Genomic DNA, 12,192 nt, shown 5'->3' with positions numbered 1-12,192 from the left:
AGAAAACCAAAAGAATTTTGAGTTTTCTCGAGCGTGAGTACTTTCGTTGAAGTTAAAGATACAAAAAACTTCGTTGTTTTCTACTTATGGTCTGAACAATTGTTCCTTTCGTCGAATACTTTAGAAAAGTTATTCGATTTTTCCGTTTTTTATTCTTACCTTTGCACCATATTAAATCGACTATGAAATCGTCCGGGTGACGACGGATATTAAATCCAACAACAAATGCTATGAATCAGCTTAAGAAACTAAGATTGAGATTTCAGGATTATTTTAGACATTATTCGCAGGCACATCATTATTATGACGGACCATACCACGGAGGCCAGTCTTTTTACTCTTATTATCTGGATGATGAGGGGATGCGCGTATTTGATGGTCCCTTTCGTTATCAGTTATCATCTATCAGTCCTTATGGAAAAGCCTTTCGTAACGAGGCTGAGGGCAGTTTCCTGAACGGTTTGAAGGATGGAAAATGGCATTATTTCTTTAAGAGTGATACCCACAGGATGAAATTGACCGTTGACTATGTCAAAGGCAATATTGACGGCTATCTTTACTATGAGGAGTATAATGCGAATATGGTACAGAATAAGGCCTCTAAGACCAAGATATCGTTTCGCTCCTCCAAGCGCAGACTAATAGGAGAGGTGGTTGGTTTGTTTCAGGGTCATAAGTTCAAGGCACGCCTTGATGCCGAGGGACTGCCTCATGACAAGTGGTCGACGGCCGTCAATGACAAGGAACACGGTGAATGGGAGGCTGTAGAGGTGTGGAACCACGGTCACTTGGAAAAGGCCGAGCGCCGTCTCTTTACCTATGGCAGAAAAGAGGCTATCACACCCTATATGTGTCAGAAACTGAATCAGATGATTGACGAGATCAACCACAGTATGCTCTGCATCGTGAAACACGGGTCGCTGGGTGGACTGTCGTATATCCCAGTAGCTTGATATATAAGTAATTAGCGCGTTAGGAATGCCTAACGCGCTAATTCTTTTAATGGGCCTCAAGCCAGTTGTTTCCAAAACCAGAGTCGGCCACAAGGGGCACGCTGAGTGGGAAGGCATGTTGCATCTCTTCCAGAACGATTCGTTCTACCAGCTCCTTTTCCTCAGGATAGACGGAGAAGTTGAGTTCGTCGTGTACCTGCAGAATCATCTTCGAACGGATACCCTCGGCCTTGAATCGCTGATAGATATGTATCATAGCTACCTTGATGATATCGGCAGCAGTGCCCTGAATCGGGGCATTGATGGCATTACGCTCGGCAAAGCCACGTACGGTAGCGTTCTGTGAGTTGATATCCGGCAGATAGCGACGACGACCGAAGAGGGTAGTGACGTAGCCCTGTTTGCGGGCAATCTCCTTCGACTGTTCCATGTAGTCGTGTACCTGCGGGAAGGTCTGGAAGTAGCCGTCAATCAGCATCTTAGCCTCTTCTCGAGGGATATCCAGACGTTCAGCCAGACCAAAGACAGTGATGCCATAGATGATACCGAAGTTGGCCCGTTTTGACTTGGTACGCTCATCGCGCGTTACCTCTTCAATCGGTTTCTTGTAGATATTGGCAGCGGTGGCAGCATGCAGATCCTTGCCATCCTGGAACACATGCAGCATGTTTTCATCTTGCGACAAGTGAGCCATCACACGCAGTTCAATCTGACTGTAGTCTGCTGAAAAAAACAAACATCCTGGTTCAGGAATGAAAGCCTTGCGAATCTCCTTGCCGTCCTCACCGCGAATAGGAATATTCTGGAGGTTGGGGTCAGACGACGAAAGTCGGCCCGTAGCCGTGATGGTCTGATTAAACGACGTATGGATATGTCCTGTGCGAGGGTTAATCAGTTTGGGAAGTGCCTCCACATAGGTACCTATCAGTTTCTTTAAACCTCTGTGTTCCAATATGTCAGACACGATTTCGTGCTTGTTCTTCAGTTGCTGGAGCACCTCTTCGCTGGTGACATACTGCCCCGTCTTGGTCTTCTTGGCCTTCTCCACAATCTTGAGTTTGTCAAACAAGATTTCACCTACCTGTTTAGGTGATGCTATGTTGAATGCCTCTCCTGCAAGTTCGTAGATACGTTTCTCTATCTCATTCATTCGCTCCGTCAAAATCCTTGACGTCTCGCTGAGCGACTCCGTATCCAGGCACACGCCGTTCATCTCCATCTCAGCCAAGACAGGCATCAGCGGCATCTCTATCTGATAGAAGAGGTCCTCACACTCGTGCTTCTTGAGTTCAGGTTCCAGTTTGTTTTTCAACTGCAACGTGATGTCGGCATCCTCACAAGCATACTCATAGACCTGAGAGGGTGGGAGGTCGCGCATGGATTTCTGGTTCTTACCCTTCGCCCCTATCAGTTCATCAATATGAATGGTCTGATAGTTCAGATACACCTCGGCCATATAGTCCATGTTGTGACGCAGTTCGGGTTGGATGAGATAATGAGCAATCATTGTGTCCCACATCGGACCGTCGAGATGCACATCATAATTTCTTAACACCTCGAGGTCGTACTTCAGATTTTGCCCAATCTTTAAGATTTTGGGGTTTTCATAAAGCGGTTTAAAGATATTAACAATTCGCAACGCTTCTTCACGATTGGCAGGAATGGGCACATAAAAGGCCTTGTGTTCCTCTACCGAGAAGCTCAAACCCACCAATTCTGCGTTGATGGCCGAGGTTGAAGTGGTCTCCGTGTCTAGAACGAGAAATTCTTTTGTTAAGAAATAGTCACGAATTTGTTGCATTTCATCCTCATTTTCAACGAGTTTGTACTCGTGAGCCACCGTTTTAAGGGTCTCAAAACTCGAAAATTTTGAGTCACCTGCATCGTTGGGCGCAAATTCTGCAAACAAATCGAGCTGTGTATTATCAGTTTTTGGCTTCTTTTCAACTTTTTTAAGAACCCTGTTAGTCAGAGCCTTGAATTCCAGTTCGGTGAAGAGAGCAGTCAGTTTTTCCTCATCAGGTGACTGCAGTGTCAGATCGTCCAGGTTGAGTTCAATGGGAACCTCGGTGCAGATGGTTGCAAGGAAATATGACATACGGATATCCTCCACATGTTCCTCCACCTTTTTCTTAAGAGCACCCTTCAGTTCCTCCGTTCGCTGCAGCAGTTCATCAACCGAATTGAAGTCGTTGATGAGTTTGGTGGCCGTCTTCTCTCCCACACCCGGACAACCGGGGAAGTTGTCTGCCGAGTCGCCCATCAGTGCCAGGAGGTCGATGACCTGGAGTGGGGTAGTGATACCATATTTATCACACACCTCCTTGGGACCCATCACCTCATAACCGCCTCCATGACGAGGACGGTAGATGCTCACCTTGTCTGTGACCAACTGGCCATAATCCTTATCGGGCGTGAGCATAAATGTCTGCACACCATCGATGGAATCAGCCTTTTTTGCCAGTGTTCCGATAACGTCATCGGCCTCAAAACCATCTACTTGCAGTACGGGAATACGATAGGCAGCCAGCAGATCCTTGATGATGGGAACGGCTTTCTTGATATCCTCCGGCGTGGCTTCACGCTGTGCTTTGTATGCAGGAAACTTGTCGCTACGGAAGGTGGGTCCATGAGGGTCAAAGGCCACACCTAAGTATTTGGGTTGCTCCTTTTCGATAACCTCCTGGAGCGTGTTGACAAAACCTATGATAGCTGACGTGTTGAGCCCCTTGGAATTGATTCTGGGGTTTTTGATAAATGCGTAATACGACCTGTATATAAGGGCGTAGGCGTCGAGCAAAAATAGTTTCTCCATAATTATTTCAGAATTTTCGTGTAAAATTACTAAAAAATTTGGCAATATATGGATATTTTCTGTAATTTTGTAGCAAAAATATAAAAAATGGACCAATTATCGCTTATCAAACAACCAATTGACCAAGAATTTAATGAGTTTACAGCCCTTTTCAAGGAGTCGTTGACCCACGGCGACCATCTGTTGTCTGAGATGTTGACTCATATCCGTCAGCGAGGTGGTAAGCGTATGCGTCCAATCCTAACCCTGCTTATTGCAAAGAATTATGGTGGTGTGACAGCCGAGACACAGAATGCGGCTATCGGTCTGGAACTGCTCCATACGGCTTCTCTGGTTCACGATGATGTGGTGGATGAGAGTGAGGAGCGTCGCGGACAGGCTTCGGTGAATGCCACCTATAGTAATAATGCAGCCGTGCTGGTGGGAGATTTCATCCTTTCTACGGCCTTGCTCTATGTGTCTCACACAAATAACCAGCGCATTATCAGCAACCTGGCACAGTTGGGCCGCACGCTGGCTTCTGGCGAGTTGCTTCAGCTGTGGAACATCAGTAATACGGAGATATCAGAGGACATCTACTATGATGTGATCAAGCAGAAAACAGCCGTTTTATTCGAGTCGTGTGCAGCCATTGGAGCCCTTTCTGCAGGCGCTTCTGACGAGGAGGTGGAGAAAGCCAAGCTCTTCGGTCAGAACCTGGGTATCATGTTCCAGATTCGTGATGATATCTTTGATTATTACGATTCCAAGGAGATAGGAAAGCCTACGGGCAACGATATGGCCGAGGGTAAACTGACCCTGCCCGTGATCTACGCCCTCAACAATAATCCTCAGTATGAGGCAATGATGAACCTGGCCAGAAAGGTGAAGGCACGCACTATCAATACCGATGAAATTGCCGTTTTGGTGGAGTTTACCAAGCGTTCTGGTGGTATAGAATACGCCGAGAAACGCATGGAGGATTTCCATCAGGAAGCCCTGAAATATCTGGATGAATCCGTTAGCGATACGGCCATTCGCGATGCGCTGAAGGCCTATCTGGACTACGTGATTCGTCGTAATAAGTAAAACAATGTTATGAAGTCGTTCAGCAAGCGGACATGGTTAAAAATCGGCACGATAGGCATCGCATTCATGTGTGTGCTGATGTGCGGTCTGATGTATATCTCTTTCCGTCCCGACACCCTGAAGATGTTTCATTTCTTCAAGGTTTTCGGTTTGTTGGATTACCTGGAGGAATTGCAGCATAACCCTGCTCGCGTGCCCAGTTGGATACTCTATAACCTGCCCGATGGCGCCTGGCTGTTTGCCTACAGTATCCTGATAGCCTGCTTCTGGAATTTCAAGATAAAAGACTGTTGGATGTTCGTCCTGGTAATGCCGTTTATCTGCATTCCTCACGAGTTCCTCCAGGGTCTTGGCATCATGCATGGCACCTACGATCCTTCTGATGTACTGGCTTATCTGCTGGCTATCATGGCTGGTTTCACGTACATCTATATTGTTCATTCACTGGCATTTAAGGATGTGGATAGGGTAGAGCGACGTCGCAAGAGTACCACCAAGCTGGTGCTCACTTCGCTGTGCTTTGCACTCTTCGTGCTGCTGGCTATCGGCAGTGATGATACGGTAGGACGTATCAGTGCCGGAACGGGCGAGGTAAACGCCGTGGAAGAACTCTGGAAGTAAGGGTAAAAGGTAAAGTGAAAAACGAAAAATTTGCTACCGCAAATCTCAAATTAGAGACCATCGCGGTAGCAAATTTTTCACTTTTCACTATTCACTATTCCCTTCCTTCGGTTTAGAAGAACTTGACTTCTTTGCCTATAACCTCGCTGAGCAGCAGGTTGGCCAGGCGGCTGGTACCCATGCGGAACCATTTGTTGGTGAGCCATTTCTCGCCCAGAACCTCTTTCACGATGGTATAGTAAATCAGTGCGTCCATCACGCTGTTGAGTCCTCCAGCGGGCTTAAAACCAATCTGTACGCCGGTCTGTTCGTAATATTCCTTGATAGCCTGACACATCACGTAGGCAGCCTCTGGCGTAGCAGCTGGTTCCAACTTACCCGTAGAGGTCTTGATATAGTCGCCACCGGCATACATCGACAGGATAGAGGCAATCTTGATGTTCTTGGCGGTCTTCAGACAACCTGTCTCCAGAATCACCTTCATATCGTGCTCGCCGCAGGCTTCTTTCTGCTGCTGAATCTCGTCTACCACGGTCTCGTAGTCACCCTCCAGGAACTGTCCCACGGGCATCACGATATCAATCTCTGTAGCACCGTCCTTGATGGCCATAGAGGTCTCTACAGTCTTTACCTCAATAAGGCTCTGAGATGAGGGGAAACTGCCTGATACGCAGGCTACTTCTACGCCTTCTACCTCCAAGGTCTCGCTGACCACCTTGGCAAACTTAGGGTAGACGCAGATGGTGGCTACGTGGGGCAGGTCAGGGTAGGCCTCTTCAAACTGGTTGACCTTCTCGGTGAATGCCAGTACGGATGTATCGCTGTCGGTGGTCTTCAGGGTGGTAAGTTCCACGCTTCCCATCAGGAATTTCTTCACCTCTGGGGTATCGTTTTCGTGCACTTTCTCGGCAATGATCTTCTTCACTGCATCCTTTACTTCCTCGTCGGTAATGTCGAGGTTGTACTTGCTGAGCACTTGCTCAATCTTACTCATTTCTGCCATAGTTATTATATTTAAAAGTTACTTTAATTTGGGGTTGGAGAGATGTCTTTTTGCGTCTCTTTTCGTCTTTTTCTCGATGGATTTCTGGAGCTCTTCGGTCAAATTGATGCCTGTTTGGTTGGCCAGACAGAGCAATACCCACAGCACGTCAGCCATCTCTTCACCCAGGGCAGCCTTTCCGTTGTCGGCCTTTCGGGGGTCTGACGCTTTCCACGACTGTTCGCCATAGCGACGACTGATCACGCGGGCCAGTTCGCCCACTTCCTCGGTCAGCACGGCCATGTTGGTCAACTCCGAGAAATAGCGCACGCCGTACGCCTTAATCCATTCATCTACCGTATTTTGTGCTTCTTGTATTGTCATTTTCTTATCTAATTACTCCCCTCCATTCAGGGAGGGGAATGGGAGGGTCTACTCCTTATTCTTGGTGTCCATGCAGATAGTCACGGGACCGTCGTTAAGCAATTCTACCTTCATATCAGCGCCGAATTCACCTGTGCCTACAGGTTTGCCTATGGCGTCCGATAAATCGCGGCAGAAGGCCTCGTAGAGTGGGATAGAGTGCTCGTGAGAGCCGGCACGGAACCACGAGGGACGGTTGCCTTTCTTGTAACTGGCATAGAGCGTGAACTGACTGACTACCAGCGCCTCGCCCTGCACGTCCAGAATAGAGCGGTTCATCACGTCGTTCTCGTCGCCAAACACCCGCAGATTGGCTATCTTCTTCACCAGCCAGTCTACATCCTCCATGGTGTCTTCATCGCAGACGCCTAATAGGATGAGGAATCCCTGCTGGATGGCCGATTTTACGGTGCCGTTGATGGTGACGCTGGCGTAGGTTACGCGTTGTATGACTGCTCGCATGTTTTTGATTTTTCGGCAAAGATACGATAATTAGTTGATATTTCCAAATTTTGATACTCTATTTTGTGGTCATTTGGTCAAGGTCATTTGGTCAAAATCGATTTCGGGAACGCGGTCATTGCTCACTATATATAAATAATTTATTATTTATATATAGTGCCGATTTTGACAGTCTGTTTTCGATTTTGACCAAATGACCTTGACCAAATGACCACATTTTTTCTATGCCTGATTACTAACAGTAAAACGCCTATTTGCTATCAGCAACTCGGCCTTTCTCTTCGTGGAAATAGTCGTAGACGATTTTGGCTTTGGCAGCGCCTACGATGTCGGTGAGCGTGTCGAGGTTTGCCTCACTGATTCTCTTAACCGATTTAAGGCCATTTAGAAGCTCGTCACGCGTTTTGGGACCCACGCCCTTGATGTTGTCAAGCTCTGACTCTAAAGCGCGCTTAGAACGCTTCTCTCGATGGAAAGTGATGGCGAAGCGATGCACCTCGTCCTGCAATTGGGTGAGGACGTGGAATAGTTCGGAATCTGTCTTCAGTCCAATGACGCGTGGCGGGAAGCCGTAGAGCAGTTCGTTGGTGCGGTGACGGTTATCCTTGGCCAGTCCTGCAATGGGAATGTCCAGGTTCAGTTCGTCCTGAATCACCTCCCGGATCACCTCCATCTGTCCTTTGCCACCATCGGCCACGATGAGGTCGGGTAGGGGCTCTTCCTCTTCCAAAAGTCTGCTGTAACGACGGTGTACTACCTCTTTCATTGAGGCATAATCGTCGGGTCCTACCACCGTTTTGATATTGTATTTCTTGTAGTCTTTCTTACTGGGCTTCATGCTTTTGAAGACCACGCAAGCGGCCACGGCATCCGTGCCCGAGATGTTGGAGTTGTCGAAACATTCTATCTGGTAGGGCATCTTGGGCAAACCCAATTTCTCTTGTAGCTCCTTCATCAGGCGCACCTGTTTCTGCTCAGGATTCAGTTTTTCGGCCTGCTTCAGACGGTCGAATTTATACTGTTTTCCGTTCATGATAGACAGGTCTAGCAGGGTCTTTTTATCACCTCTCTGTGGCACGGTAAAGGTGATATTTTCTGAGATCTCGGGTATTTCTATGGGTACAATCACCTCTTTGGCGTCGCTCTTGAAGCGCTCCCGCAGTTCTACGATACCCAGTTGCAGCAGTTCCTCGTCGGTTTCGTCCATTTTCTTCTTGTATTCTATGGTAAACGACTGGTTGATACTGCCGTTGGATACGTGTATGTAGTTGATATACGCGGTTTTTTCATCGCTGGTGATAGATACCACATCCACGTTGTTGATGGTATGGCTTACTACCTCACTCTTGCTCACAAATGAGTCAATCAAGAGGTATTTCTGCTTGATTTCCTCCGCTTTTTCAAACTCCAAATTCTCTGCCAGACGCTCCATTTCCTCACGCATCTCGCGTAGAATCTGGCGGGTGTTACCCTTCAGTATCTCCCGTGCCTGACGGATATTTTCCTGGTAGTCCTCATACGACTGTTTGGCTACGCAAGGACCATAGCAGTTTTTGATGTGATATTCCAGGCAAACCTGGTATTTTTTGGCTGAAATACCCTCTTTTGTGATGGGTTGGCGACATGTACGGGGCTTGTAGAGCTTATTGATGAGCTCCAATACGGCGTACATTGAACCGATATGGGAGTAGGGACCGTAGTACGTGCCCCATTTCTTGTTGATGGTACGTGTCTTGAAAATGCGCGGAAAGGGTTCGTTGGTGACGCAGATACTGGGGTATGTTTTACCGTCTTTCAGCAAAACATTATATCTGGGGTTGTATTTCTTGATGAGTGAATTTTCCAGGAGTAGGGCATCTTCTTCCGTATTTACCACCGTGTATGAGATGTCGTGTATCTTGGAAACCAGTACTTTTGTCTTAAAACGATCTACTTCGGTGTGGAAATAGGACGAAACACGGGCTTTCAGACTCTTGGCCTTGCCTACATATATAATAGTATGCTCGTCATCATAGAATTGGTAGCTACCTGGCTTCTCTGGCAAACGTGCCACGATGCCCTTCAAGTACGTCAACCGTTTTTCGTTCTCTTCTTTCGTCATAGCCTTTATTTAAAGGTGTTTCGCAAATTCTTGTTTCACGTGAAACAAATACACCCTCCGTCTTTGGAGGGTGCTTTTAGTTCGTCTTAGATAGTTAGCAGGGTGGTCAGTTCGATGCCGTCAAACAGGTCGCGCCCATGTAATCCTTCATCCGTGATTTCAATGATGAAGTTCATGTACACCTTCTTCGGGTTGAAATGCTGCACCAGTTTGTAGGCAGCCTTTGCGGTGCCACCGGTAGCAAGCAGGTCGTCGTGAATCAGCACGACGTCGTCTGGTTCGATGGAATCAAGGTGCATTTCAATGGTATCTACGCCATATTCTTTAGAAAACGACTCCTTAATCACCGTTGCAGGCAATTTTCCTGGTTTACGAGCCAAAACAACGCCGCAACCCAATCGGCCGGCTAGGGCAGAGGCCATCACAAAACCACGACTCTCGATACCAACAATCTTGGTGATACCTTTGTCTTTGTAGAGTTCATACAACTCGTCGAGCATGATTTGCATACAGTAACCGTTCTTGTAGAGCGTTGTTACGTCACGGAAATTAATTCCCTTTTTTGGAAAATCAGGTATGCAACGCAGATTGTCCAGTAATACCTTGTTGTTCATTTTCAGCTAGTTATATATGTTACACAATCTAAAATGTTTCACGTGAAACTTATCGTCCCATGAGCACCAGCAGCACGTTGATGTCGCTGGGGCTAACGCCTGGAATACGACTGGCCTGTGCCAATGTTTCGGGATCTATGGCCGTTAGTTTCTGTCTGCATTCTGTGGAGAGCGACTGGATACTGTTATAATCAAAATGGCCTTTGATTTTGATATTCTCCAAACGGTGCATCTTTTCTGCTACCAGTTTTTCGCGCTCTATGTATCCTTTATATTTAATGCGTATTTCGGCAGCTTCGGCTATTTCTTCCTTGCGATTAGGCAATTTGTCGATGAATTCGCGTAATTGTGGGATAATAGGCATCAGGTTCTGGAAATTCAGTTGTGGACGTGCTATGAGGTCTTCCAACTTCACGCCAAACTGGAGTGGGGTAGTACCCAGTTTTTCCAGCGCAGGATTAATTTCCTTGGCTTTTATCGGGAAGTTCTTGCAAAATTCCACGATTTCTTCGATAGCCTGTTTTTTCTGCATCCACCAGTCGAATCGGTCTTTTTTGACTAATCCTATCTCGTAAGCACGTTCCGTCAGGCGCGCATCGGCATCATCCTGGCGCAACAGGATGCGATACTCGGCACGTGAGGTGAACATGCGATAAGGCTCGTCAACACCCTTCGTCACCAGATCGTCTATCAATACACCGATATATGATTCATCACGGCGCATCACAAATTCTTCGGTTCCAACGCACTTCAATGCAGCGTTAACGCCTGCCACCAGACCCTGTCCTGCGGCTTCTTCATAGCCTGTGGTACCGTTTACCTGACCAGCAAAGAAGAGGCCTTCAATTATCTTCGATTCCAACGTATGTCTCAGTTGGGTGGGGTCGAAGAAATCGTATTCTATGGCATATCCGGGACGATACACCTTGGCATGTTCCAGACCTGATATCTTGTGAAGGGCTTCTATCTGCACATCCATTGGAAGTGAAGACGAGAAACCGTTCAAGTACATTTCGTTGGTTTCAGCGCCTTCTGGTTCCAGGAATAGCAGATGCTGTTCGCGGTCAGGGAAGGTTACCAGTTTTGTTTCTATCGACGGACAGTAACGTGGTCCTATCGATTGAATCTGTCCATTGTATAGCGGTGAATCCGCCAATCCTGAGCGTAGCATCTCGTGAACGTCAGGGTTGGTATAGCACTCCCAGCATGGCAGTTGGGGTAATGTGCCGGAAAATCCGGACTTTCCGGGATAATACGAAAAGCGGTAAGGGCGCTGTTCGCCGTCCTGCTGGCGCAATTTCGAGAAGTCGATGCTGCGCTTGTCCAGACGCACGGGTGTACCCGTCTTCATGCGGTTTGAGCGGATGCCGTGCTGGGTGATGCTCTCCGTGAGCCGTTCGGCTGCAGGTTCTGCAATACGTCCGCCCTTCACCATCTTTCGGCCTATATGCATCAAGCCGTTGAGGAAGGTGCCGGCCGTAATCACCACACTCTTGGCATGTATCTCGGCTCCCCATATGGTGCGCACGCCAACGGCACGTTTGGTTGGCTGCGACTCAGCCGCAGCACTCGTAGCATCCTCAACCATCAGTTCATCTACCTGATCCTGCCATACATCCAGGTTCTCGGTATGATCGATGGTTTCGCGCCATTTCCAGATAAACTTACCTCTGTCGCATTGGGCTCGAGGACTCCATACGGCGGGTCCCTTACCTACATTGAGCATACGAAACTGGATGGCTGTGGCATCGGTCACCCGTCCCATCTGTCCGCCCAGGGCATCAATCTCGCGCACTATCTGTCCCTTGGCAATACCGCCAACGGCAGGGTTACACGACATCTGCCCGATTTTGTTCATATCCATCGTGACCAGCAGTGTCTTTGCACCCATATTTGCTGCTGCACATGCGGCCTCACAGCCAGCATGACCTCCGCCAATCACTATCACATCATAGTTTAATATCATCTTTCTGATTTGTATTTTCGTTTGCAAAATTACAAAAAGTTCGTGAATTAAGCATTTGTATTCCGAAATTTCGACTAAATATTTTGGTGGTTAGTATAAAATGACTAACTTTGCAGCCGTATGAAATAGACTCCCACAACTTTCGTAACAATACGCGATGTGACCAACACCGCCTCTGATGAGGTTG

Annotated in this window: 10 protein-coding genes; 3 read left to right on the top strand and 7 right to left on the bottom strand. The window is 47.6% G+C overall.

Features of this window, described 5'->3' with window-relative positions:
• Positions 1-230 precede the first annotated feature (230 nt).
• Positions 231-953, top strand: coding sequence for a hypothetical protein (locus tag L6466_RS14140; protein WP_237793925.1), 723 nt, complete (start codon positions 231-233; stop codon positions 951-953).
• A gap of 46 nt (positions 954-999) precedes the next feature.
• On the opposite strand, the gene polA is transcribed toward L6466_RS14140, so the two are convergent.
• Positions 1,000-3,768 carry a DNA polymerase I gene (gene polA / locus L6466_RS14135; RefSeq protein ID WP_237793927.1) on the bottom strand — a complete coding sequence of 923 codons (2,769 nt, stop codon included), beginning with the start codon at positions 3,766-3,768 and terminating at the stop codon, positions 1,000-1,002.
• An 87-nt stretch (positions 3,769-3,855) separates the two neighbouring features.
• Between polA and L6466_RS14130 the strand changes: the two genes are divergently transcribed.
• Both L6466_RS14130 and L6466_RS14125 read left to right on the top strand, forming a co-directional pair.
• Positions 3,856-4,836 (top strand): polyprenyl synthetase family protein, encoded by a 981-nt coding sequence (locus L6466_RS14130; protein WP_091853337.1) that lies wholly within the window; start codon positions 3,856-3,858, stop codon positions 4,834-4,836.
• 9 nt (positions 4,837-4,845) lie between these two features.
• The gene (locus tag L6466_RS14125) at positions 4,846-5,457 is read left to right on the top strand and encodes a hypothetical protein (RefSeq protein WP_237793929.1); all 612 of its coding nucleotides are present in this window, start codon (positions 4,846-4,848) and stop codon (positions 5,455-5,457) included.
• 112 nt (positions 5,458-5,569) lie between these two features.
• Here the strand turns inward: L6466_RS14125 and deoC are convergent, their stop codons facing one another.
• The 6 genes from deoC to mnmG form a co-directional block, all read right to left on the bottom strand.
• Positions 5,570-6,451 carry a deoxyribose-phosphate aldolase gene (deoC, locus tag L6466_RS14120; protein WP_431356524.1) on the bottom strand — a complete coding sequence of 294 codons (882 nt, stop codon included), beginning with the start codon at positions 6,449-6,451 and terminating at the stop codon, positions 5,570-5,572.
• 27 nt (positions 6,452-6,478) lie between these two features.
• Positions 6,479-6,823 carry a nucleotide pyrophosphohydrolase gene (locus L6466_RS14115; RefSeq protein WP_091853332.1) on the bottom strand — a complete coding sequence of 115 codons (345 nt, stop codon included), beginning with the start codon at positions 6,821-6,823 and terminating at the stop codon, positions 6,479-6,481.
• Between the two features lie 48 nt (positions 6,824-6,871).
• Positions 6,872-7,324 carry a D-aminoacyl-tRNA deacylase gene (dtd, locus tag L6466_RS14110; RefSeq protein ID WP_237793938.1) on the bottom strand — a complete coding sequence of 151 codons (453 nt, stop codon included), beginning with the start codon at positions 7,322-7,324 and terminating at the stop codon, positions 6,872-6,874.
• A 250-nt stretch (positions 7,325-7,574) separates the two neighbouring features.
• Positions 7,575-9,425: an excinuclease ABC subunit UvrC gene (gene uvrC / locus L6466_RS14105; protein ID WP_237793940.1), complete on the bottom strand. Its 1,851-nt coding sequence runs from the start codon at positions 9,423-9,425 to the stop codon at positions 7,575-7,577.
• A gap of 86 nt (positions 9,426-9,511) precedes the next feature.
• On the bottom strand, positions 9,512-10,039 hold the full coding sequence (locus L6466_RS14100) for an adenine phosphoribosyltransferase (RefSeq protein WP_091817737.1): 528 nt from the start codon (positions 10,037-10,039) through the stop codon (positions 9,512-9,514).
• A 49-nt stretch (positions 10,040-10,088) separates the two neighbouring features.
• Positions 10,089-12,005, bottom strand: a complete 1,917-nt coding sequence (gene mnmG / locus L6466_RS14095; protein WP_237793942.1) for a tRNA uridine-5-carboxymethylaminomethyl(34) synthesis enzyme MnmG — start codon at positions 12,003-12,005, stop codon at positions 10,089-10,091.
• Positions 12,006-12,192: the final 187 nt, after the last annotated feature.

The organism is Prevotella communis, assembly GCF_022024175.1.
Lineage (GTDB): Bacteria > Bacteroidota > Bacteroidia > Bacteroidales > Bacteroidaceae > Prevotella > Prevotella communis.
The sequence above is the reverse complement of the archived record's forward strand: the minus strand, read 5'-3'. Positions and strand labels throughout refer to the sequence as shown.

What these genes read in the sequence shown, in the direction of transcription:
- L6466_RS14140 (WP_237793925.1), top strand. Translation starts at nt 231, where the DNA reads ATGAATCAGCTTAAGAAACTAAGATTGAGATTTCAGGATTATTTTAGA.
- polA (WP_237793927.1), bottom strand. Translation starts at nt 3,768, where the DNA reads ATGGAGAAACTATTTTTGCTCGACGCCTACGCCCTTATATACAGGTCG.
- L6466_RS14130 (WP_091853337.1), top strand. Translation starts at nt 3,856, where the DNA reads ATGGACCAATTATCGCTTATCAAACAACCAATTGACCAAGAATTTAAT.
- L6466_RS14125 (WP_237793929.1), top strand. Translation starts at nt 4,846, where the DNA reads ATGAAGTCGTTCAGCAAGCGGACATGGTTAAAAATCGGCACGATAGGC.
- deoC (WP_431356524.1), bottom strand. Translation starts at nt 6,451, where the DNA reads ATGAGTAAGATTGAGCAAGTGCTCAGCAAGTACAACCTCGACATTACC.
- L6466_RS14115 (WP_091853332.1), bottom strand. Translation starts at nt 6,823, where the DNA reads ATGACAATACAAGAAGCACAAAATACGGTAGATGAATGGATTAAGGCG.
- dtd (WP_237793938.1), bottom strand. Translation starts at nt 7,324, where the DNA reads ATGCGAGCAGTCATACAACGCGTAACCTACGCCAGCGTCACCATCAAC.
- uvrC (WP_237793940.1), bottom strand. Translation starts at nt 9,425, where the DNA reads ATGACGAAAGAAGAGAACGAAAAACGGTTGACGTACTTGAAGGGCATC.
- L6466_RS14100 (WP_091817737.1), bottom strand. Translation starts at nt 10,039, where the DNA reads ATGAACAACAAGGTATTACTGGACAATCTGCGTTGCATACCTGATTTT.
- mnmG (WP_237793942.1), bottom strand. Translation starts at nt 12,005, where the DNA reads ATGATATTAAACTATGATGTGATAGTGATTGGCGGAGGTCATGCTGGC.